This is a genomic window from Blautia glucerasea (genome assembly GCF_020537505.1).
Lineage (GTDB): Bacteria > Bacillota > Clostridia > Lachnospirales > Lachnospiraceae > Blautia_A.
Genome location: NZ_JAJBMO010000002.1, coordinates 251,609 through 275,190, shown reverse-complemented (window position 1 = coordinate 275,190; position 23,582 = coordinate 251,609). Strand labels below are relative to the sequence as shown.

Sequence of the window (23,582 nt, the reverse complement as noted above, 5' to 3'; positions counted from 1 at the left end):
AATTACAGTACACTTAACGAGGTATAAATATGGAATCAGACAACATGAAAAAAGCATTAATCGCCATGAGCGGCGGTGTAGATTCTTCCGTAGCCGCTTACATGATGAAAGAACATGGATACGACTGCATTGGCGTTACCATGAAGCTATTCCAGAATGAAGACGCAGGCGTAAGCCGCAAGAAAAGCTGCTGCTCTCTGGATGATGTAGAAGACGCCAGAAGTGTAGCCCACAATCTTGGAATCCCATATTATGTATTTAATTTTACGGCAGATTTTAAGAAACAGGTAATGGACCGCTTCGTAGCCGCTTATGAAAACGGTGCGACCCCCAACCCCTGTATTGACTGCAACCGCTACCTGAAATTCGACAGCCTTTACCATCGTGCACAGGAACTTGGCTGTCATTATGTAGTAACTGGTCATTATGCCAGAATCGAACAGCGGGAAGATGGCAGATACCTTCTGAAAAAAGCAGCCGATCCTGCGAAAGACCAGAGCTATGTCCTCTATTCTCTTACCCAGGAGCAGTTGGCACATACCATGTTCCCCCTTGGAGACATGAACAAACACCAGACCCGTATGATCGCCGACCAGCAGAATTTCTATAATGCAGATAAGCCGGACAGCCAGGATATCTGTTTTGTCCCAGATGGGGACTATGCTGGCTTTATCCGCCGTTTTACCGGGAAAGATTACCCGGCAGGAGACTTCACAGACAAAGATGGAAATGTGCTTGGACAGCATAAAGGAATCATAGGCTACACGGTAGGTCAGCGAAAGGGGCTTGGCATTGCAGCTGGCAAGCCTGTTTACGTCACCAAGATCTGTCCGGCAGAGAACCGTGTGATCCTTGGAGATAATGAAGACCTGTTCCACCGTGAACTGGATGTGGAAGACTTTAATTTCATCTCCTTTGAAAATCCGCCAGCAGAATTCCGCGCCAAAGCCAAAGTCCGCTACCGCCAGAAGGAACAGTGGGCAACTGTGAAGGTTACAGGAGAGCGAAGTATACACATCACCTTCGACGAGCCCCAGCGTGCCATTACCAAAGGGCAGGCAGCTGTACTTTATGACGGGGATATAGTCATCGGCGGTGGAGTGATCGTAGGCTGATAAAATTGCATTATAATAAATCCATTAAAATGTTATAAAATAAAACAACCAGAAGAAATATAGTCGGAATCTATATTAAATTCTGGTTGTTTTTTCTTATACAGACAAAGAGTAAAAACGGAGCGTTCTGAGTGCCGCGAAGTGGTTTGGGGCTAGGTCGTGAACCGTAACCTTGTTTACAAAAAGTTAAGAATATATCTTCACTTTATAGATGACTAACCCCATGGGAAAATGTTACAATAATCCATATCAGGCAGCAAAGTGGAGCGTATAGATTAAAAAATATAATTGATCGTGGCAATTGCCAATTACGGATATAACACCCAGGTGATGAAAGCCGCAGAAGAGGGTGGTGCAACCGGCGGAACTGTTCTTCACGGAAAAGGTGTGGGAATGAAGCGGGCGGAGCAGTTTCTTGGGGTTTCCCTGGTTTCAGAAAAAGAGGTGATCTTTATTGTAGCAAAAGCAGAGCAGAAAAATGCCATCATGACCGCCATTATGGAAAAAGCTGGTCTCACCTCCAAAGCTGGAACCATTGTATTCTCCCTCCCCGTAACCAGCACCGCCGGACTGCGGATTCTGGAAAATGAGGAAGAAAATTCATAATCTCCATACAGAGAGTTATGTGGATGCAGACGGGAATGTGACGAAGAGCAGAAAGCCTGGCTGTGGAAAGGGAAAACAGTTTATGCGATCTGGTTTGGAGATTATAGTAATAAAATTGAGATGTCTGTTTTACAATAGAATAGAATTTATTTTTGAGGAGACCTCCTATGCTTGGAAAGGCAATAAGAAAGGCGGTTTTACCTATTTTGCTGGCTAGTCTCATGGTGGGACCGGGCTGGTGGATTACATATGGGGAAGAACAGGAGAAAAGGACAGAGGATAACGTAAGTGACAATACCGCTGCGCCCGTAGAAGAACAGGAGAAAACGAAAGAGGTAGAAGTGGTTACAGATGACACTCTTGTACAGGCGCCTTCTGCTCTTTTAATGGAAGCCAGCACAGGCACTGTAATTTACGAAAAGGATCCGGACACCAGGCGAAGTCCGGCAAGTATTACGAAGATTATGACGTTGATCCTGATTTTCGATGCGTTGGAGAATGGTACACTGAAAATGAATGACATTGTAACCACCAGTGCTTATGCCAAGTCTATGGGCGGCTCCCAGGTGTTTTTGGAGGAAGGGGAAGCCCAGGATGTGGAGACTATGATTAAGTGCATCGTGATTGCCTCTGGAAATGATGCCAGTGTAGCAATGGCAGAGCATATCGGGGGCAGCGAGCAGGAATTTGTGAGGCAGATGAATGAGCGGGCAGCTGGTCTTGGAATGAAAAATACTCATTTTGTGGACTGCTGTGGGCTGACGGACTCCACAGATCACTACACCACAGCCCGTGACATTGCCCTCATGAGCCGGGAATTGATCACCAAATACCCGAAAATTCTGGAATACTCCTCTATCTGGATGGAAAATATCACCCACGTAACCAGACAAGGCTCCAAAGAGTTTGGATTAACGAACACCAACAAGCTTCTTCGCAGCTACGACGGCTGTGTAGGATTAAAAACAGGAAGTACCAGTCTGGCAAAGTACTGTGTATCTGCTGTGGCGTCCCGAAATAACATTACCCTAATTTCCGTAGTTATGGCAGCGCCCGATTACAAAGTCCGCTTCAAGGATGCTGCTGCCATGCTGAACTACGGTTTTTCCAAATGCAGTCTTTACACAGATGAAAATCCCGAAAAGCTTCCCCAGATAGAGGTCCGAAAAGGAACTAAGCCAACCACCGAAGTAAAATACGAAAAGAATTTCCAGTATCTCAGTACTGACGGAAAAACCATAGGCGAAGTGGAACGGAAACTGAAGCTGGAAACCCAGGTCCAGGCACCTGTAAAAGCAGGCGGTATTGCCGGGACTCTGGAGTATTACCAGAATGGACAAAAACTTGGGGAGGTCAACATTCTTTTCACTGAAACCATAGAAAAAGCAACCTATAAAAACTGTCTGGAAAGGTTATTAAAGCTATTGTAAAAAACGTAGTATGGCAGGAGAACCTGATTTTCGCCTTTGCCCCTAAAAATAGTTGTACAAATTACAGAAGCATTTTGACAAAACAGTCCTCGGCGGTTTATAATAAACTCTGTATGAAAAATTTTTGCAGCTGTCATACAAAAATACAGCCGCAAAACCAGAGGAGAATCACATGAAACAAGAGAAAAAACAGACTGGAAGATTAAAGCTGCTGGCAGGCTATTATAAACCATATAAGGGACTGTTTTTTGCTGACCTTTTTTTTGCATTCCTTGGAGCAGCAGTGACACTTGTCATTCCACTGATGGTTCGTTATATTATGAACTCCATAAGTGAAATGTCAGCGGATGAAGCGAAGACCATGATTTTGAAAATCGGGGTTGGAATGCTGGTACTGATTCTGGTGCAGCTTGGAAGCCGTTATTTTATTACCTATTATGGGCATATGATGGGCGCTTATATTGAGCATGATATGCGAAATGAGATATTCAGCCATTACCAGAAGCTCTCTTTTGCATTTTATGATAATCAGAAGGTCGGTCAGCTTCTTTCCCGGATCACAAGTGATCTTTTTGATATTACAGAGCTTCTCCACCATGGACCGGAGGATATTCTGATCTCAGTGATCAAGCTGTTCGGAGCACTGGTCATTCTTATGAATGTAAAGCCGCAGATGGCGCTGCTGTGCTTCGCAGTTGTAATTATTATGCTGATCTATGCGCTGATTTATAATAAAAAGATGAAAAGTGCATTTAAGGAAAACCGTGTGCGCATGGGCGAGATCAACAGCCAGATCGAGGACAGTCTTTCTGGAATCCGCGTAGTAAAATCTTTTGGAAATGAGAAGCGCGAGATTGAGAAATTCCGTAAAGGAAATGAGCGTTTTGTGGATTCCAAGCGTGTGACTTACCGCTATATGGCAGGTTATCATGCTGGCATGGATGCGTTTACCACGCTGATTACAGTTACTGCACTGGTTTCCGGAGCCCTGTTCCTGGCAGCAGGGGATTTAAGTGCCACGGATCTTGTAACATTCCTTTTGTATATTAACAATTTTACAGAGCCGGTTACCAAGCTGGTAAACTTTACCGAGCAGTTCCAGAACGGCTACAGCGGTTACGACCGCTTCCTGGAAATGATGTCCATTGCGCCGGATATTGAGGATGCACCGGACGCTGTTTCTTTGGATCATGTGGAGGGGGATATCCGTTTTGAGAACGTATCCTTCCATTATGAGGATCATGATGAGAAAGTGCTTTCCAATGTAAATCTGGAAGTAAAGCCTGGTGATTACGTTGCCCTTGTAGGTACTTCCGGGGCAGGAAAGACTACCCTTTGCAGTCTGATCCCCAGATTTTATGATGTTTCATCCGGTGCCATTTATCTGGATGGAAAAGATATCCGGAAGATCAAACTGAAGGATCTTCGTAATCAGATTGGAATTGTCCAGCAGGATGTATATCTGTTTGCTGGAAACATTATGGAAAATATCCGCTACGGCCGTCCGGATGCTACAGATGAAGAAGTAATCCAGGCAGCCCGGCTCGCCAATGCCCACGACTTTATTATGGAAATGCCAGACAATTACGGCACAGACATTGGACAGCGCGGCGTGAAGCTCTCTGGAGGACAGAAACAGCGCCTTTCCATTGCAAGAGCTTTCCTGAAGAATCCACCGATCCTGATCTTCGACGAGGCAACCTCAGCTCTGGATAACGAGAGCGAGAAGGTAGTGCAGGAGTCTCTGGAACGCCTTGCAAAAGAACGAACCACCTTCGTGATCGCCCACAGACTTTCCACCATCCGCAATGCCAGAAGAATCCTGGTACTGACTGAAGAGGGAATTGCAGAAGAAGGCACCCATCAGGAGCTGATGGTAAAAGATGGTGTTTACGCGAAGCTTTGTAAGGCTGGATTGTAAAAGCTGTGGCATCTCAAAAGCTATGAATGTGCTGAAAGAGCTTATATATTGGAGGAATTGCAGCATGAAGGAAATAAGAACAGAAGACGCAGTAGGTCATATCCTCTGCCATGATATCACGCAGATCATCAGAGATAAGAAAAAAGGAGTCCTGTTTTCCAAAGGACACATTGTAAAAGAAGAAGACATTCCGTTACTCCTTTCCGTTGGAAAAGAGCATCTTTTTGTATGGGAAAAGAAAGAGGGAGTTCTTCATGAAAATGAAGGCGCCGATATTCTATATAAAATCTGTGCGGGAGCTTCCATGCATGGAACAGACGTGAAAGAGGGCAAGATCGAGCTGGTCGCTGACGAAGACGGTGTGCTGAAAATCCGCAGGGATGCCCTTCTGGCAGTGAACTCTCTGGGCGAGATGATGATCGCCTCCCGCCACGGAGATTTTCCGGTGAAAAAAGGAGATAAACTGGCAGGAACCAGGATCATCCCCCTTGTGATCGAAAAAGAAAAAATGGACAAAGCTGTGGAAGCCGCTGGTCCAGAACCTATTTTTTCCATTCTTCCCTATCACTTCAAGAAAGTAGGAATCGTCACAACCGGAAGTGAAGTAAAAAAAGGTCTGATCCAGGACACCTTTACCCCTGTACTGAAAGATAAGCTTGCCGAATATCCAGCGGAAGTGATCGGCCAGACCACTCCGGGAGATGACAAGGCACAGATCACAGCCGATATTATGGAATTTATTGATCAGGGCGCAGACATGGTAGTCTGCAGCGGCGGCATGAGTGTAGACCCCGATGACCGTACCCCTGGTGGAATCCGTGACACCGGAGCACGGGTAGTCACCTATGGTGCACCAGTACTGCCAGGTGCCATGATTCTCATTGCTTACTACGAGAAAGATGGAAAACGCATCCCGGTCCTTGGATTGCCTGGCTGTGTTATGTATGCGAAGCGCACTGTATTCGACCTGGTCCTTCCAAGAATCATGGCAGATGATGAGATTTTTGCAGAAGAAGTGGCAGCATACGGAGAAGGCGGTCTCTGCCTGAACTGCAAGGTCTGTACTTTTCCTAACTGCGGATTTGGAAAGTAAAGGAGATTTATGGAAAAATTCCGAACAGTAACCTATGAAGTCCACAACCCGAAAATAAAAAAAGGCGTACGTTTTGCCGTCCTTGCAGACCTTCACGGAACCATTTTTGGTGAAGAAAACAGTGCTCTGCTGAAAAAAATCCAGGAGCATGCCCCTGATGCCATTCTTCTTGCCGGAGACATGGTGGTCCGGATGGATCCATCCACCCTGGAAAGCGCCAGAAATCTGCTTTGCACACTGGCAAAGGATTTCCCCACCTTTTATGCTATGGGAAATCACGAAACCAAAATGAAGGCAGAAGGACACCTTTATCGGAATGAGTACCTGGAATACAAGGCAGAATTAAAGCAGAACGGAATCTGTTTCCTGGAAAACGAAAAAATTCCCATTTCCTTATGCGGAAATCTTTTTGTGGTAAATGGACTGGAGCTTCCCTTGGAATACTATCACAAACCTTTTTCACCGGAGCTCACCTCTGAAAAACTGGAAGAGCTTATGGGAAAACCAGATCCAGCTGCCATAAACATTCTGCTTGCCCATAACCCCAAATATGGCAAAGCTTATTTTCGCTGGGGCGCAGACCTGATCCTGTCCGGGCACTACCATGGCGGCGTACTCCGTTTTTCCAGGCATGTGGGTGCCATCAGTTCCCAGTTTATACCTTTTCCCCAATACTGCTGTGGCGATTTTTACAAAAAAGGTAAGTGCATGATTGTAAGTGCAGGCCTTGGGGAACACACAGTGCCTCTTCGGATCCATAATCCAAGAGAACTGATTTTTATAGAAATGAAACTGTAAGGGAGAGAAGAAAGACCATGGCAATTCCCGTAAAACTGAATGTTTTTGAAGGACCCCTTGATCTGCTCCTTCACCTTATAGATAAGAATAAAATTGATATTTATGATATACCGATTGTGGAAATCACAGACCAGTACATGGAATACATTCACGCCATGGAAAAAAAAGACCTTGGTGTGATGAGTGAATTTATGGTTATGGCCGCCACTCTTCTGGATATCAAATGCCGGATGCTCCTTCCAAAAGAAGTGAATGAGGAGGGAGAAGAGGAAGATCCAAGAGCCGAGCTGGTTCAGAAGCTTCTGGAATATAAGATGTACAAGTATATGTCTTATGAGCTGAAGGACAAGATGGATGATGCCAGCGGCGTTTATTTCCGCGGACCAGATGTGCCAAAAGAGGTGCTTCAATACCGGGAACCAGTAGATCCTTCTGAGCTTCTGGCAGGTCTTACCCTGGAAAAATTAAATGCCATTTATCAATCTATTATCCGGCGCCAGGATGACAGGCGGGACCCGATCCGAAGCCAGTTTGGTAAGATCGAGAAGGAGGAGGTCAGTCTTTCTGATAAAATGCTGGAGATGAAAGAATTTGCAAAAAACCATAGAAAATTCAGCTTCCGCGAACTTCTTAAGAAACAGTGCTCTAAGGTACAGGTGATCGTTACCTTTCTTTCTGTGCTGGAATTGATCAAAATGGGACATATCCATGTGGTTCAGGAAGAGATTTTTGACGATATTCAGATTGATGTTGTGACCGAACCGGAGACATGGAAGAATCTGACGGAATTTGCAGAGGAAGAAGGATAATATATGGAAATAAAACGATTAGAAGGTGCTATTGAGGCCATTCTTTTTGCAATGGGAGAATCTGTGGAGCTCGGGCAGATCGCGAAGGCAATCCAGCAGGATAAGCCGACCACAGAGAAGCTGCTCCACAATCTGATGGATAAATACGAAGATGAAGGCAGGGGGATCCAGATCATTGAGCTGGAGGACTCTTACCAGCTCTGCACCAAGCGGGATTATTACGGCTGCCTGATCCGTATTGCCATGCAGCCCAAGAAACCGGCTCTTACCGATGTTATGCTGGAAACTTTGTCCATCATTGCGTACAAACAGCCGGTTACCAAAGCGGAGATCGAGAAGATCCGAGGGGTAAAAAGTGACCATGCAGTAAATAAGCTGGTGGAATATAATCTAGTTAAGGAACTGGGAAGGCTGGACGCACCGGGACGACCGATCCTTTTTGGTACTACAGAAGAATTTCTCCGTACCTTCGGGGTCCAGGGACTTGAAGAGCTGCCTGCTGTGGATCCGGTGAAAATGGCGGATTTTAAGGCAGAGGCGGAAGAGGAAGTTCAGCTGAAGCTGGATGTGTAGGATATCGTACAGGACAGGAGAGGATAAAAATGCCAACAACATATGCACATGATTTGTTCGGTCAGAAAGTATACAGACAGATGCCGGATGAGGTAAAGAAGATCATTCGGGAAAATGGAGAACTGTATCGCATTGGTCTTCACGGACCGGATATTTTTTTCTATTATTTTATTTTCAAGAATCACGTAAGTGGGGTAGGATACCGGATGCATAAGGAAAAAGCACGGGCATTTTTTACCCAGGGCATGGCACAGATCAGGGAGACTGGCAACAAGGCACTTCTTGCCTATCTTCTTGGCTTTGGCTGCCATTATCTTCTGGATTCTTCCTGCCATTCCTTTGTCAATGAGATGAATGATAAGGGCAGGATTTCCCACAGCCTTCTGGAAATTGAATTTGACCGTTTTCTTATGGAAGAAAATGGGAAAAATCCTTATGCCTATTACCCTTCTGACTGTATTAAAGCAGCGAAGAAAAATGCAGAAGAGATCCACAAGGTATTTCCTCTTGTAAAAACAGGTGATATTCTTCTTAGTCTGAAGCTGATGAAATTTATGACCAATCAGCTGGTCTGCGACGATGGTGGTACAAGACGTGCACGCTTGTCGAAGATTTCCAGTCTTGGAGGAAGAAAGCGCCAGTCAGCCCTGATCGATCACTATATGATGGCTCAGCCAGCTGGGGGCAGCAGGGAACCGGTGGAAGAGCTGAATGAATTATTTGAAAGAGCGGTGGAAGAAGCGCCGGCAGAACTGCTGGAGCTTTATCAGCTTTCAAAAGAGGACAGACCATTGTCTGCGCGGTGGGATCTGACTTACAATGGTTAGATGTGATATATAAATTGAAAATGAGACGAATTTCAGGGACTGGTATTTCTATGAGATACCGGTCCCTGGTTTCATATACGTGAGCAACGAGCTAAAGTGATATATTGGATAACAATGGAAAACTCCCAAAGCGTGTTTTTGCATAGTTGGGGACAGGTCTGCGTAAAATACTATAAATGGAATGTGGGGTGGACTATGAAAAGCAGAAACAGATTCCTTGTTTTTACACTGACTGTTGTACTTGCTTTGTGCACCGCTGTCCAGGCAGCAGGAAGCACCGGCACAAATGAAAAACAGACTGTCAGTTCCATTGTGCAGATGATACCGGCAGCAGTTGATATGAAAGAAACAGATGGACCGGGAAATCTCTATGCCTTATCTGCAGTTCTCATGGATGGGGATTCCGGCAGAGTACTTTATGAGAAAGAAGGTTACACAGCGCGCCCGAATGCCAGCACCACAAAAGTAATGACCTGTATCCTGGCTCTGGAAAACGGCGCAGGAGACGACTATGCGGAAGTGTCAAAAAATGCTGCCTCTCAGCCAGAGATAAAGCTGAACCTGAAAGAGGGAGAGCAGTACTATTTAGAAGATCTTCTTTATTCTTTAATGCTGAAAAGCCACAATGACACAGCTGTGGCAATCGCAGAGCACATTGGCGGTTCTGTGGAAGGCTTTGCCAGAATGATGAATGAAAAGGCGAAAGAGATCGGGTGCACCAATACCCATTTTGTTACTCCAAACGGTCTTGACAGTGCGGATGCCGGAGGCATTCACCAGACAACTGCCCGTGATCTTGCCCTGATCATGAGTTATGCCATAAAGAATAAAACGTTTCTTCATATTACACAGACCAGAGATTATTCCTTTTCTGATATTTCCGGGAAAAGACAGTTTTCCGTACACAATGCAAATGCGTTTCTGGATATGACGCAGGATGCAGTTTCCGGAAAAACCGGTTTTACGGGAAATGCAGGCTATTGTTATGTGGCTGCCTGTGAAAATGAAGGGAGAACTTTTATCATTTCCCTTCTTGGCTGCGGCTGGCCGAATAACAAAACATATAAGTGGAAGGATGCTATGAAGCTGTTGGAATATGGAAAAGCGAATTTCCATAAGGAAACATACTGGCAGGAACCAAAGCTTCCGGAAATTCCGGTAAGTGACGGAATTGAGGAAGAAACTGCTGAAGATTCGAAAAGCTTTGTGACAGAGAATAGAGAAAAATTGGGAGATGCTTATGTAACTGGTGAAATCAAGATAACGGATTCAGATAAGAAGAAACAGATCCTCCTGAAGGATGGTGAAAAAGTCACCTGCCACCTGCGTCTTGAGAAGAATTTGACAGCTCCGGTGAAAAAAGGACAGCAGATCGGCCAGGTGACATTCAGCCTTGGAGAGCTGGTGCTGGACAACTATTTAGTGACAGCGGACCGTAATATCGTCAAAATCACCTATTTATGGTGTGTAAACAAGGTGTTTCATGACTTTTTTCACTAAAAAGCCTGACATAATATGTATGATATATCAAAAAATCCCCCGAAAATCGAGGGATTTTTTTGCATAAAAACACGGAAAACTATTGAAAAATTGTGTGAAAAAATGTACAATTAGAATCGGCAGAATTTTTGGTTATACTTTTAAATTTTTATAAAATGGAGGGCAAGAAAGAATGAGTAACGCAACACAAAGCTTAGCGGGCACAAGAATCACTTCTTTGCTTGACGCGAACAGTTTTGTTGAGATCGGCCAAAGTGTAACAGCCAGAAATACAGATTTCAACATGACTGAAAAAAAAGCACCTTCAGACGGTGTTATTACCGGATATGGTGTAATTGATGGAAATCTGGTGTATGTGTACAGCCAGGATGTTTCCGTACTGAACGGAACTGTTGGTGAAATGCATGCCAAGAAGATTACCAGACTTTATGATATGGCTATGAAGACCGGTGCCCCGGTGATCGGCCTGATCGACTGCGCAGGTCTCCGTCTCCAGGAGGCAACTGACGCACTGGAAGCATTCGGTGAAATTTATATGAAACAGACTCTGGCATCCGGACTGATCCCACAGATCACAGGTATCTTCGGTACCTGCGGCGGCGGTATGGCGCTTGTACCGGCACTGACAGACTTCACTTTTGTAGAAGAGAAGAAGGGTAAACTGTTTGTAAACACCCCGAACGCCCTTGAGGGCAACCACATTTCCAAATGTGACACATCTGCTGCCAGATTCCAGAGTGAAGAGACAGGTCTTGTAGACGGAATCGGTACTGAGGATGAGATCCTTGGAAAGATCCGTGAGCTCGTAACATATCTGCCATCTAACTGCGAAGACACTGATTCTTACATGGAGTGCACAGACGACCTGAACCGTGTATGCGAGGATATTGAGAACTGCACAGGCGACACAGCCATTGCACTTTCCAGAATCGCTGATAACGGCCAGTTCTTCGAGGTAAAAGCTGACTATGGCAAGAGCGTTGCTGTTGGATTCATCAGACTGAACGGTGCTACCGTTGGTGCTGTTGCAAACAGAAGCGAGAGCTATGATGCAGAAGGCAAAAAGGTATGGGAGTCTGACGGAACCCTTAGCGCACGCGGCGCAAGAAAAGCAGCAGAGTTCGTAAAATTCTGTGACGCTTTCGAGATCCCAGTACTTACTCTTACAAATGTAAACGGCTTTAAGGCTACTGTATGTGGCGAGAAAATGATGGCGAAATCTGTTGGAGCACTGGTTCATGCATTTGCAGACGCTACTGTTCCGAAGGTTAACGTTGTGATCGGCAAAGCATTTGGAACCGCTTACACAGCTATGAACAGCAAAGCAATCGGTGCAGACATGGTATACGCATGGGAGAACGCAGAGATCGGTATGATGGATGCTGACCTTGCAGCCAAGATCATGTATGCAGGCGATGACGCAGCAGCTCTTACTGAGAAAGCAGCTGAGTACAGAGAACTTCAGAACTCTGTTTCCTCTGCAGCAGCAAGAGGATATGTTGACACCATTATCAGCCCGGCTGATACAAGAAAATATGTGATCGGTGCATTTGAAATGCTGTTCACAAAAAGGGAAGAACGTCCGTCCAAGAAACACGGCACGGTCTAAGCGAGGTGGAGCATATGAAACAGATTTTTAAGAAAGTATCCTCCCTTTGCACAGTACTTCTCATGATGGCAGTTCTCACTCTTACCGGAGCTTCCTCCGTATGGGCAGCTGATGAGGTAGATGACACGGTAAAGCAGACCCTGGTCACTACCGCTGAGGGACTTACCGATACCATCATTGCTCTTAGTGATGAAGACATTGAGAATTATACCAAGTCATCTGATGAATTTACTGTTGGTGCAATGACTGCATGGGCAGGCTCCAAGGGTGAAGTTGGGGCTTTAAAGGAGAGAACCGGAGAGACAGAGGTGAAGGCTTCTGACAACGGATATACCGTTACTGTACCGGTCTCCTTTGAGAAAGCAGATGCAAATTTCGTTTATATTTTCGATGCTTCTACAGGAGCACCTACATCCCTTACTGTTGATGTACAGTACTCCATGGCTGAGACCTTAAGAAGAGCTGTTATGAATACTATCATGGGTATTGCGATCGTATTCATCGTTCTTATTTTCCTGAGCTTCCTGATCTATCTGTTCAAATTCATCCCGAATCCGGAAGCAAAGAAAAAAGCTCAGGCAGCAGCTCCTGCACCTGCTCCGGTGGCAGCACCAGTGGAAGCAGCAGAAGCAGATGATACAGAACTGATCGCGGTTATCGCAGCAGCAATTGCAGCAGCTGAGGGAACCACAACAGATGGATTCGTTGTTCGTTCCATCCGCAAAATCAATCGTAAAAAGAGATAAATACAGGAGGATCCTAAAATGAAAAGTTATACAATTACCGTTAACGGAACAGCATATGAAGTAACTGTTGAAGAGACAGGAAGCGTTTCCGCACCAGCAGCTGCAGCTCCTGCAGCAGCTCCGAAGGCAGCACCGGCACCAAAGGCAGCTCCGAAGGCAGCAGCCGGAGCAGGCGCAGTTAAGGTTGCAGCTTCCGTACCTGGAAAGGTTCTGAAAATCACAGCAAGCGTTGGACAGGCTGTAAAAGCCGGTGACAACATTGTAATCCTGGAATCCATGAAGATGGAGATCCCGGTTGTAGCTCCTCAGGACGGAACCGTTGCAAGCATTGATGTTGCAGAAGGTGCCTCTGTAGAAAATGGAGATACCCTGGCAACAATGAACTAAGTCGGGAGGTAATAGGATGTCTTACGTAGCAGACACTTTGTCCAACCTGATCCATCAGACTGCATTTTTTAACCTGACATGGGGAAACTACCTGATGATCGTGGTTGCTTGTGTATTCTTATATCTTGCCATTGCAAAGGGATTTGAGCCTCTTCTGCTTGTTCCCATTGCATTTGGTATGCTCCTTGTTAATATTTATCCGGACATTATGGCAAATCCGGAAGACATGTCCAACGGTGTTGGCGGTCTTCTTCATTATTTCTACATTCTTGATGAGTGGAGCATTCTTCCTTCACTTATCTTTATGGGTGTAGGTGCCATGACAGACTTTGGTCCGCTGATCGCGAACCCGAAGAGCTTCCTGATGGGTGCAGCAGCACAGCTCGGTATCTATATTGCTTACTTCCTTGCAATCTTCCTTGGATTCAACGGAAAAGCGGCAGCTGCAATTTCCATCATCGGTGGTGCAGATGGCCCGACCTCTATTTTCCTTGCTGGTAAGCTTGGACAGACAGCCCTTATGGGACCAATCGCTGTGGCGGCATATTCCTATATGTCCCTGGTTCCGATCATCCAGCCTCCGATCATGAAACTGTTTACCACGGAGAAAGAGCGTAAGATCAAGATGGAGCAGCTTCGTCCTGTATCCAAGCTTGAGAAGATCCTCTTCCCGATCGTAATCACAATCGTTGTCTGCATGATCCTTCCGACAACTGCTCCTCTGGTTGGTATGCTTATGCTTGGTAACCTGTTCAGAGAATGCGGCGTTGTTAAACAGCTTACAGAGACCGCTTCCAATGCACTTATGTACATCGTAGTTATCCTTCTTGGTACATCTGTTGGTGCTTCCACAAGTGCAGAGGCATTCCTGAATGTGGATACTCTGAAGATCGTTGTATTAGGTCTTGTAGCATTTGCATGCGGTACCTTCGGCGGTGTTATGCTTGGAAAGCTTATGTGCAAACTTACAGGCGGCAAGATCAATCCGCTTATTGGTTCCGCTGGTGTATCTGCGGTACCTATGGCAGCCCGTGTTTCCCAGAAGGTTGGTGCTGAGGCTGATCCTACCAACTTCCTTCTGATGCATGCAATGGGACCAAACGTTGCCGGTGTTATCGGTACAGCCGTTGCTGCCGGAGCATTTATGGCTATTTACGGAATCTAATAATGATACCAGAAATTCGGATTTTTCCCGGCATTCTATAGTGAAACCGGGAAGTCCGGATGAACAAAATAAATAAGGAGAACAATTATGGCAGAAATTGAAAAAAAACCTGTTAAAATTGTGGAAACCATTCTGCGTGATGCACATCAGTCCCTGATTGCAACCCGTATGACAACAGAGCAGATGCTTCCAATCGTTGATAAACTTGATAAAGTAGGCTACCATGCAGTTGAGTGCTGGGGCGGTGCTACTTTCGATGCAAGCCTTCGTTTCCTTCATGAGGATCCGTGGGAAAGACTTCGTAAATTACGTGACGGATTCAAGAACACCAAGCTGCAGATGCTTTTCCGTGGTCAGAATATTCTTGGATATCGTCCATATGCTGATGATGTAGTAGAGTATTTTGTTCAGAAATCTCTGGCAAACGGTATCGATATCATCCGTATTTTCGACTGTATGAACGATCTTCGTAACCTCCAGACTGCTGTACATGCTGCAAACAAAGAGCATGGACATGCACAGGTTGCTCTTTCCTATACACTTGGTGATGCTTATACTCTTGAGTACTGGACAAGCATTGCAAAACGTATCGAGGAGATGGGTGCAGACTCTATCTGCATCAAAGATATGGCTGGACTTCTTCTTCCATATAAGGCAACTGAGCTCGTTACAGCCCTGAAAGAGACTGTTAAGATCCCGATCGACCTTCATACACATTACACCTCTGGTGTAGCTTCCATGACTTACTTAAAAGCTGTTGAAGCTGGCGTTGATATCATCGATACTGCAATGTCTCCATTTGCACTGGGTACTTCCCAGCCTGCAACTGAGGTTATGGTTGAGACCTTCAAGGGTACTCCATACGATACAGGATTTGACCAGCAGCTTCTTGCTGAGATTGCAGATTACTTCCGTCCAATGCGTGACGAGGCTCTTGAGAGTGGCCTTCTGAACCCGAAGAACCTTGGCGTAAATATCAAGACTCTTCTGTATCAGGTGCCAGGCGGTATGTTATCCAACCTTACTTCCCAGCTGAAAGAGCAGCACGCAGAAGATAAGTTCTACGATGTTCTTGAGGAAGTTCCGCGTGTACGTAAAGACCTTGGTGAGCCGCCGCTTGTTACTCCGTCTTCCCAGATCGTTGGAACACAGGCTGTATTTAACGTTCTTATGGGCGAGAGATACAAGATGGTTACCAAAGAGACAAAGGATGTTCTCAGTGGAAAATATGGTGCAACAGCGAAACCATTTAATCCGGAAGTCCAGAAGAAGTGCATTGGCGATACAGAGCCGATTACCTGCCGTCCGGCAGACCTTCTTGACAATGAGCTGGATAAACTTGAGGGCGAGATGGCTCAGTACAAAGAGCAGGATGAGGATGTTCTGTCCTATGCACTGTTCCCACAGGTTGCTACTGACTTCTTCAAGTATCGTCAGGCGCAGGAGACAAAGGTTGATGAGACTGCTGCTGATACCAAGAACGGAGCATATCCGGTTTAATCAGTGATGAATAAGGATTTCTATGGGACAGGTTATATGCTGATTCCATAGAAATTACGACGAAAGACACGTGCAGAGAAGGTTTTTGCACGTGTCTTTTTAAAAAATATACAAAAAACTGTTTGAATCCGGTATGAAAAAAATATTCTACAGTGGGCAAATATCGCCAGGGGCGGCTGGTCACAACCTGGGAATTCCGCAGAAAAAGGTTTTCGAACAGATTTATGAAAGGTATCTAAATGAGTAAAATATTGATCGTAGGCGGCGGAGCTGCTGGAATGATGGCTGGTGTGTATCTGGCAAGAGCCGGACAGGAAGTCCACATTCTGGAGAAAAATGAGAAACTTGGAAAGAAAGTGTATATTACAGGAAAAGGCAGATGTAATGTTACAAATAACTGTAACGCAGAAGAATTGTTCCGTGCAGTTATGTCTAATCCGAAATTCCTGTACAGCGCTTTCTATTCTTTCACGCCCCAGGATGTAATGGAATTCTTCGAAGATGCAGGAGTTCCGCTGAAAACAGAGCGAGGCAACCGGGTTTTCCCTGTATCGGATCATTCCTCTGACATTATCCGCGGTCTGGAACGGGAGCTTAAGAAGGCTGGCGCCCACATCCATCTTCGCACAGAGGTGAAAAAGGTGAATGTCAGTCCCTATGAGGAGCCGGATGTAGCTGAGAAAAAGGCACATCACAGCAGAGTAACCGGAGTAGAACTGGCGGATGGAAGTATTATGGAGGGTAATTATATTCTGGTTGCCACGGGAGGGCTTTCTTATCAATCCACAGGGTCTACTGGAGATGGCTACCGCTTTGCAGAGGAGACCGGGCATAAAGTTACGGAGCTTTCCCCATCTCTGGTTCCCCTTCGGACGAAAGAGGCTTATATTCCAAGTCTTCAGGGACTTTCCTTAAAAAATACCGAACTTACTATTAAGTCCGGCAAGAAGATTCTTTTCCAGGATTTTGGTGAGATGATGTTCACTCATTTTGGCGTAACTGGCCCCATGATCCTATCTGCAAGTGCCCATATTGGTAAGCAGCTGCAGAAGTCTGGAGAATTAACTGCCTATCTGGATCTTAAGCCTGCTCTTACCATGGAACAGCTGGATGCCAGAGTTCTCCGTGAATTTGAGACAGGGCAGAATAAGCAGTTTAAGAACGTGATCGGTGTGCTTTTCCCATCGTCCCTTACCCCGGTTATGCTGGAGCTTGGTGGGATTTCTCCAGAGAAAAAAATCCACGATATTTCCAGAGAAGAGAGGATTCACTTTGAAGAACTGGTGAAGGCATTCCCGTTTACTATCAATGGAATGGGAGAATATAAGGAAGCAGTCATTACAAGAGGCGGTGTTTCTGTGAAGGAAATCCAGCCTGGTACTATGGAGTCCAGAAAGGTAAAGAACTTATACTTTATTGGGGAAGTGCTGGATCTGGATGCAGTGACCGGTGGATATAATCTTCAGATTGCATGGTCTACCGCATATCTTGCAGCTATGGCATTGAAAAATGGATGAAAATCTGTTATAAATGTAAGAAGTGAATGGAAAGCTGCGATGGAAAGTGTTATTTTTGAAACTTATTTTGAAAATACCGTTGAACTGCAGCAAATAAAATACCAGGAGGTAACAGAGAAAATGGGATGTAACATTGCCATTGACGGACCGGCAGGTGCCGGCAAAAGCACCATTGCAAAGAAAGTGGCAAAGGAGCTGTCCTTTATCTATGTAGATACAGGCGCTATGTACCGTGCCGTTGCGCTTTATCTGTTAAAGAATAAAATCCAGGGAGCTGATACCCAGGCGGTTGCAGACAATTGCCAGAAGGCTCAGGTTTCCCTTCGTTATGAGAACGGGGAGCAGGTTGTGATTCTGAACGGCGAGAATGTGAACCAGTATATCCGTACCGAAGAGGTTGGAAATATGGCTTCCAGGACATCTGCTAATCCTGCAGTCCGCGCACATCTTCTTAATCTTCAGAGAAATCTGGCAGCTAAGAATGATGTAGTGATGGATGGCAGGGATATTGGAACTGTAGTTCTACCAGACGCGCAGGTGAAGATCTACCTAACTGCCAGCGTGGAGACCAGAGCAAAGAGACGCTATGATGAATATCTTGCGAAGGGCGAGACCGCTGATCTTGAGGAAATCAAGAAGGATATCGAAAACCGAGACCACCAGGACATGACAAGAGAGATTTCTCCTCTTCGCCAGGCTGAGGATGCAGTGCTTGTAGATTCCTCTCTTATGAACATTGAAGAAGTGGTAGCTGCAATTCTTGGAATTTATAAGGATAAGGTGGAATAGACCATGGAGGTGAAGGTTGCGAAAACAGCAGGCTTTTGCTTTGGCGTACAGCGGGCGGTGGACAAGGTCTATGAGCTGATCGTCAGCTGTCCAGACAAGCTTTTTACCCTTGGCCCTATCATTCATAATGAAGAAGTGGTGGGGGATCTGGAGAAAAAAGGTGTCCAGGTTGCTTCTGAAGAGGAGCTTGGCTCTCTTCCAGAGGGAAGTACTGTAGTCATCCGTTCTCATGGTGTGGGAAAAGAAGTTTATGACCAGCTGAAAGAGTATGGACTTTCTTATGTGGATGTGACCTGTCCTTTTGTTCTGAAGATCCACCGGATTGTAGAGAAAGAGAGTAAGGCTGGTTCCCATATTGTGATCATTGGAGATCCGGACCACCCGGAGGTTGTAGGAATCTGTGGCTGGTGCATGGGGCCATATACGGTGATCCGCACCGAGCAGGACGCACTTGATTTTGTGCCTCCAGAGGGCAAAAATGTGTGTATTGTGTCGCAGACAACATTTAATTATAATAAATTTAAAGATTTAGTTGAAATTCTCCGCAAAAAGAGGTATGATAATACTGTTTTAAATATTCTTAATATTTTAAACACTATTTGTAATGCTACCGAAGAACGGCAGAGAGAAGCAAAGAGCATAGCCGGAGAGGTAGACACTATGTTAGTCGTAGGCGGCCGACATAGTTCCAATACTCAAAAGCTGTTTGAAATATGTAAAAAGGAATGTGAAAATACTTACTATATACAAACACCTGTAGACTTGGATTCAGATATGTTCCAATGCAGTAGTTATGTAGGTATTACAGCAGGGGCTTCAACCCCAAAGAAAATTATTGAGGAGGTTCAAGAACATGTCAGAATTAAGTTTTGAACAGATGCTGGAAGATTCCGTAAAAACAATCAGAAATGGAGAAATCGTACAGGGAAAGGTCATCGATGTGAAAGAAGATGAAATTATCCTGAATATTGGCTATAAGGCTGATGGTATCATCACCAAGAGTGAATATAGCAATGATCCTTCCGTAGTACTCACAGACGCTGTACATGTAGGTGACTCCATGGAAGCCAAAGTGCTTAAGGTAAATGATGGCGAAGGCCAGGTTATCTTAACCTACAAGCGACTTGCTGCAGAGAAAGGCAACAAACGTCTTGAGGAAGCATTCGAGAACCAGGAAGTATTAAAAGCTCCTGTTACTCAGGTGCTTGACGGTGGATTATGTGTTAACGTTGAGGAGACACGTGTATTCATTCCTGCAAGCCTTGTTTCCGACACATATGAGAAAGATCTCAGCAAATATGCTGATCAGGAGATTGAGTTCGTTATCACAGAGTTCAATCCTAGAAGACGCCGTATCATTGGTAACCGCAAACAGCTTCTTGTTGCTGAAAAAGCTAAGAAACAGCAGGAGCTTATGGAGCGCATCCATGTTGGCGATACAGTAGATGGTGTTGTTAAGAACGTTACAGATTTTGGTGCATTCATCGATCTGGGCGGCGCTGACGGACTGCTTCACATCTCTGAGATGTCCTGGGGCAGAGTAGAAAACCCGAAGAAGGTTTTCACAGTTGGTGAGACTGTAAAGGTTATGATCAAAGACATCAAGGGCGAGAAGATTGCCCTTACAATGAAATTCCCGGAGGAGAATCCATGGCTTACAGCCGCTGAGGATTTCGCTGTTGGAAATGTAGTAACTGGTAAAGTTGCCCGTATGACAGACTTCGGCGCATTTGTAGAGCTTGCACCTGGCGTAGATGCACTTCTTCACGTATCTCAGATTTCCAGAGAGCACGTTGCAAAACCATCTGATGTACTTACCATCGGACAGGAGATCCAGGCTAAAGTGGTTGACTTTAACGGCGAAGACAAGAAAATCAGCCTTAGCATGAAAGCTCTTGAGGCTCCAGCTGAGGATGCACCTGTAGAGGAATAATTTTACTAAGAGAAACGCACTTTGTGGGTTTCTCTTAGCTGTTGAAAACTGCTATTCATTGGTTTGGTGAGTGGCGGTTGGTTTTGATATCAAAAATCCGGGGATTTTCCCCGGATTTTTTTATATTCTGTTTGCCAGCTGTGTCAGCACCTTCTGGTTTTTACTGTTTTTTCTGCATACAAATCCAATTTCTCTTGCTGGAAAAGTAAATCCCAGCGGTACTTCTGTAAGTGTTCCCTCGTCCAGCTCTTTTTGCACAAATTCCTTGATCACGCAGGCAATTCCCAGACCTACCTGGGCGAATTGGATCAAAAGATCCATGGAACTGACTTCCAGAATATGTCCCAGTTGTAGCTGGTGCTCGTGAAGCATGGTATTAACAGATTGCCTGGTGATATTTTGTTCATCCAGAAGCATGAAGGTGGCAGTATGGTAAAGGGGCTCTTTAGGGAACAGCTGCTGCTGGTTTTCCAGATATTTTTTGGCTGCCACGAAGGTATCCTGGATCTGCAGCAGAGGCAGAAATTCGTATCCGGAAAGCTTCTGGGGGCGTCCGATCAGTCCAATGTCTATTTTATCTTCATCAAGAAGTTTCAAAGTCTGATAAGTGGACTGGCAGGAGATAATGATACGGATCTTGGGATTGGCTACGATGAAATCCTTTAACCGGGGCATCAGCACATATTTGCATAAAGTAGTGCTGGCACCAATGCGCAGCCTGGGAATTTCCCGGGAACGATTGTGAAGGATGGAGTCTTCCCCTTCGGAAAGAAGATCGAAAGCTCCTTTTACCTTCTCATAGAGAATCTGTCCGTCGGGGGTGAGGAATACGCCTCTGGAGCTGCGTTTAAAAAGAGTGGTATCCAGATTACCCTCCAGTTTTTTGATAGCACGGCTGATGGCTGGCTGGCTGATGTAGAGCTCCTTGGCAGCCGAAGATATATTACCGGTGCGGCTTACCGTGTAAAAAATATGATATAGAGATAGATTTTCCTGCATGAGTTCCTCCTTAAGCTTGAATGTTACCGAATAATAGTAATTTTATAACCACAAGTTATAATAAATATGATTAATATGTATTTTTATTATAACAGGAAATATGCTAAAATAGCAACATACAATAAATCAGGAGGAATACAAAAATGGGAATGACAATGACTCAGAAGATCCTGGCTGCGCATGCAGGTTTGGATCATGTAGAAGCAGGACAGCTTATAGAGGCACAGCTTGACCTTGTTCTTGGAAATGATATCACATCTCCGGTTGCAATCCATGAGATGGATAAGATGACCGTAGATACCGTATTTGACAAAGATAAAATAGCACTGGTAATGGATCATTTTATTCCAAATAAGGATATCAAATCTGCCGAGCACTGCAAATGTGTCCGTGAATTTGCCTGTCGTCATGACATCACCAATTATTTTGATGTAGGACAGATGGGAATCGAGCATGCACTTCTTCCAGAAAAGGGTCTTACTGTAGCTGGTGATGTAATTATCGGAGCTGACTCACATACCTGTACATATGGAGCTCTGGGAGCTTTTTCCACTGGCGTTGGAAGTACAGATATGGCAGCGGGTATGGCTACTGGTAAAGCATGGTTCAAGGTACCGTCTGCGATTAAATTTAACATTGTAGGCAAACCGAAAAAATGGGTAAGCGGTAAGGATGTGATCTTGCATATTATTGGTATGATCGGTGTTGACGGAGCTCTTTATAAATCTATGGAGTTTGTAGGAGAGGGCATTAAGAACCTTTCTATGGATGACCGTTTTACAATCGCAAATATGGCAATTGAAGCTGGAGGCAAGAATGGTATTTTCCCAGTTGATGATCTGGCAATCGAATATATGAAGGCGCATTCCAAACGTCCGTACAAGGCATATGAAGCGGATGAAGATGCTGTTTACGAGGCTGAGTACACGATCGATCTTAGTACACTGGAGCCAACAGTGGCGTTCCCTCATTTACCAGAGAATACCAAGACAATTTCTGAGATTGGCGAGCCGGTTGCAGTAGACCAGTCTGTAATTGGATCCTGTACGAACGGACGTATTGATGACCTTCGTGTTGCAGCTAAGATCCTGATGGGACGAAAAGTGAAGAAAGGTCTTCGCTGTATCGTAATTCCGGCTACACAGGCTATTTACCTGCAGGCAATGGAAGAAGGACTCCTTAAGATCTTTATTGAAGCTGGGGCAGTTGTAAGTACTCCTACCTGTGGACCATGCCTTGGTGGATATATGGGAATCCTGGCAGCTGGTGAGCGCTGTATTTCTACTACCAACCGTAACTTTGTTGGACGTATGGGACATGTAGATTCAGAAGTTTATCTTGCAAGCCCTGCAGTAGCGGCAGCAAGTGCAGTAACTGGCTATATTTGTGCACCAGAAGAACTAGGATTATAAGGAGGAGTACTTATCATGCAGGCAAAAGGCAGAGTTTTTAAATATGGAGACAATGTAGATACAGATGTTATTATTCCGGCACGTTATCTGAATTCCTCAGATCCGGCGGAGCTGGCAACTCATTGCATGGAAGACATCGACAATACCTTTGTAAAAAGAGTACAGAAGGGTGACATTATTGTAGCAACCAAAAACTTCGGCTGTGGATCTTCCCGTGAGCATGCCCCGATCGCTATCAAGGCAGCTGGTGTAAGCTGTGTTATCGCTGAGACATTTGCCAGAATCTTTTATAGAAATGCCATCAATATTGGCCTTCCGATCATTGAATGTCCGGAAGCAAGCAAGGGCATTGAAGATGGAGACGAAGTAGAAGTGGATTTCGATTCCGGTATGATCTATAACCGTACCAAAGGCACCCAGTTCAAGGGACAGGCGTTCCCGGAGTTTATGCAGAAGATTATTAAAGCTGAGGGACTTGTTAATTACATTAACGCCCAGCACTAAAAATTTAAACGTGAAGCCTTGGAAACGGAAGAGGCTTCACGTTCTTCTTCTGGATTCTGTAAAAATATTGGTTTTCCGAAAAAATAGTTGATTTTTTTTACAACATTTGGTACAATATCAAATGTTCGCGGGGTATGGCGTAGCTTGGTAGCGCGCACGGCTGGGGGCCGTGAGGTCGCAGGTTCAAATCCTGTTGCCCCGATTGGCCATTAATGGTTATGTTATTGTTTAAATCGATTACAGTAATCATTGACAAATGACTAGAAAAATGTTAAGGTAATAACCACAGAGAACCTATAAGAGAAATGCTTTGATAAGGAGTAGTACACAGGAACCAGAGCGCAGAGAG

At 45.1% G+C, this 23,582-nt stretch carries 22 protein-coding genes, 1 tRNA gene and 1 other annotated feature (1 of these 24 cut by a window edge); of the genes, 22 read left to right on the top strand and 1 reads right to left on the bottom strand.

Features of this window, described 5'->3' with window-relative positions:
* Window positions 1–29 precede the first annotated feature (29 nt).
* From mnmA to rpsA, 19 genes are all read left to right on the top strand, one after another.
* Complete coding sequence (gene mnmA / locus LIQ05_RS02840; RefSeq protein WP_226818437.1) at window positions 30–1,115, top strand: tRNA 2-thiouridine(34) synthase MnmA; 1,086 nt, start codon at window positions 30–32, stop codon at window positions 1,113–1,115.
* A gap of 294 nt (window positions 1,116–1,409) precedes the next feature.
* Window positions 1,410–1,721, top strand: a complete 312-nt coding sequence (locus tag LIQ05_RS02835) for a P-II family nitrogen regulator (RefSeq protein WP_318289455.1) — start codon at window positions 1,410–1,412, stop codon at window positions 1,719–1,721.
* Window positions 1,722–1,888: 167 nt separating this feature from the next.
* Entirely contained in the window at window positions 1,889–3,151 is a 1,263-nt protein-coding gene (locus LIQ05_RS02830; RefSeq protein ID WP_226818435.1) for a D-alanyl-D-alanine carboxypeptidase family protein, read from the top strand.
* 172 nt (window positions 3,152–3,323) lie between these two features.
* Window positions 3,324–5,072 carry an ABC transporter ATP-binding protein gene (locus LIQ05_RS02825; RefSeq protein ID WP_226818433.1) on the top strand — a complete coding sequence of 583 codons (1,749 nt, stop codon included), beginning with the start codon at window positions 3,324–3,326 and terminating at the stop codon, window positions 5,070–5,072.
* 64 nt (window positions 5,073–5,136) lie between these two features.
* The gene (locus tag LIQ05_RS02820; protein WP_226818431.1) at window positions 5,137–6,165 is read left to right on the top strand and encodes a molybdopterin-binding protein; all 1,029 of its coding nucleotides are present in this window, start codon (window positions 5,137–5,139) and stop codon (window positions 6,163–6,165) included.
* A 9-nt stretch (window positions 6,166–6,174) separates the two neighbouring features.
* Window positions 6,175–6,963: a metallophosphoesterase gene (locus LIQ05_RS02815; RefSeq protein WP_226818430.1), complete on the top strand. Its 789-nt coding sequence runs from the start codon at window positions 6,175–6,177 to the stop codon at window positions 6,961–6,963.
* Between the two features lie 17 nt (window positions 6,964–6,980).
* Window positions 6,981–7,772, top strand: coding sequence for a segregation and condensation protein A (locus LIQ05_RS02810; protein ID WP_226818428.1), 792 nt, complete (start codon window positions 6,981–6,983; stop codon window positions 7,770–7,772).
* Window positions 7,773–7,775: 3 nt separating this feature from the next.
* Window positions 7,776–8,345 carry an SMC-Scp complex subunit ScpB gene (gene scpB, locus LIQ05_RS02805; protein WP_226818427.1) on the top strand — a complete coding sequence of 190 codons (570 nt, stop codon included), beginning with the start codon at window positions 7,776–7,778 and terminating at the stop codon, window positions 8,343–8,345.
* 29 nt (window positions 8,346–8,374) lie between these two features.
* Window positions 8,375–9,172, top strand: a complete 798-nt coding sequence (locus LIQ05_RS02800) for a zinc dependent phospholipase C family protein (RefSeq protein WP_226818425.1) — start codon at window positions 8,375–8,377, stop codon at window positions 9,170–9,172.
* 195 nt (window positions 9,173–9,367) lie between these two features.
* Complete coding sequence (locus LIQ05_RS02795; protein ID WP_226818423.1) at window positions 9,368–10,672, top strand: D-alanyl-D-alanine carboxypeptidase family protein; 1,305 nt, start codon at window positions 9,368–9,370, stop codon at window positions 10,670–10,672.
* A gap of 172 nt (window positions 10,673–10,844) precedes the next feature.
* Window positions 10,845–12,281, top strand: a complete 1,437-nt coding sequence (locus LIQ05_RS02790) for an acyl-CoA carboxylase subunit beta (RefSeq protein WP_226818422.1) — start codon at window positions 10,845–10,847, stop codon at window positions 12,279–12,281.
* 14 nt (window positions 12,282–12,295) lie between these two features.
* The gene (locus tag LIQ05_RS02785) at window positions 12,296–13,027 is read left to right on the top strand and encodes an OadG family transporter subunit (protein ID WP_226818420.1); all 732 of its coding nucleotides are present in this window, start codon (window positions 12,296–12,298) and stop codon (window positions 13,025–13,027) included.
* A gap of 18 nt (window positions 13,028–13,045) precedes the next feature.
* Window positions 13,046–13,414 (top strand): biotin/lipoyl-binding carrier protein, encoded by a 369-nt coding sequence (locus LIQ05_RS02780; protein ID WP_226818418.1) that lies wholly within the window; start codon window positions 13,046–13,048, stop codon window positions 13,412–13,414.
* Between the two features lie 16 nt (window positions 13,415–13,430).
* The gene (locus LIQ05_RS02775) at window positions 13,431–14,579 is read left to right on the top strand and encodes a sodium ion-translocating decarboxylase subunit beta (RefSeq protein ID WP_226818416.1); all 1,149 of its coding nucleotides are present in this window, start codon (window positions 13,431–13,433) and stop codon (window positions 14,577–14,579) included.
* A gap of 87 nt (window positions 14,580–14,666) precedes the next feature.
* A complete protein-coding gene (locus LIQ05_RS02770) occupies window positions 14,667–16,079 on the top strand; it encodes an oxaloacetate decarboxylase subunit alpha (protein ID WP_226818414.1) in 1,413 nt (470 codons plus the stop codon).
* Window positions 16,080–16,318: 239 nt separating this feature from the next.
* A complete protein-coding gene (locus LIQ05_RS02765; RefSeq protein WP_226818410.1) occupies window positions 16,319–17,596 on the top strand; it encodes an NAD(P)/FAD-dependent oxidoreductase in 1,278 nt (425 codons plus the stop codon).
* Between the two features lie 120 nt (window positions 17,597–17,716).
* Window positions 17,717–18,385, top strand: a complete 669-nt coding sequence (cmk, locus tag LIQ05_RS02760; RefSeq protein ID WP_226818509.1) for a (d)CMP kinase — start codon at window positions 17,717–17,719, stop codon at window positions 18,383–18,385.
* A 3-nt stretch (window positions 18,386–18,388) separates the two neighbouring features.
* Window positions 18,389–19,258, top strand: a complete 870-nt coding sequence (ispH, locus tag LIQ05_RS02755) for a 4-hydroxy-3-methylbut-2-enyl diphosphate reductase (protein WP_226818408.1) — start codon at window positions 18,389–18,391, stop codon at window positions 19,256–19,258.
* Window positions 19,239–20,318 (top strand): 30S ribosomal protein S1, encoded by a 1,080-nt coding sequence (rpsA, locus tag LIQ05_RS02750; protein ID WP_226818405.1) that lies wholly within the window; start codon window positions 19,239–19,241, stop codon window positions 20,316–20,318. The genes ispH and rpsA overlap by 20 nt, the downstream gene beginning before the upstream one ends.
* Before the next feature lie 120 nt (window positions 20,319–20,438).
* On the opposite strand, the gene LIQ05_RS02745 is transcribed toward rpsA, so the two are convergent.
* Complete coding sequence (locus tag LIQ05_RS02745) at window positions 20,439–21,317, bottom strand: LysR family transcriptional regulator (protein WP_226818402.1); 879 nt, start codon at window positions 21,315–21,317, stop codon at window positions 20,439–20,441.
* 143 nt (window positions 21,318–21,460) lie between these two features.
* Here LIQ05_RS02745 and leuC point away from each other — a divergent pair, with 143 nt between their 5' ends.
* The 3 genes from leuC to LIQ05_RS02730 all read left to right on the top strand — a co-directional run bounded on the left by leuC (window position 21,461) and on the right by LIQ05_RS02730 (window position 23,435).
* Window positions 21,461–22,729, top strand: a complete 1,269-nt coding sequence (gene leuC, locus LIQ05_RS02740; RefSeq protein ID WP_226818399.1) for a 3-isopropylmalate dehydratase large subunit — start codon at window positions 21,461–21,463, stop codon at window positions 22,727–22,729.
* A gap of 15 nt (window positions 22,730–22,744) precedes the next feature.
* Entirely contained in the window at window positions 22,745–23,233 is a 489-nt protein-coding gene (leuD, locus tag LIQ05_RS02735) for a 3-isopropylmalate dehydratase small subunit (protein WP_226818397.1), read from the top strand.
* Window positions 23,234–23,361: 128 nt separating this feature from the next.
* A tRNA-Pro gene (locus tag LIQ05_RS02730) sits at window positions 23,362–23,435 on the top strand.
* Between the two features lie 99 nt (window positions 23,436–23,534).
* Window positions 23,535–23,582: a binding site (T-box leader), on the top strand (it continues 230 nt past the right edge of the window).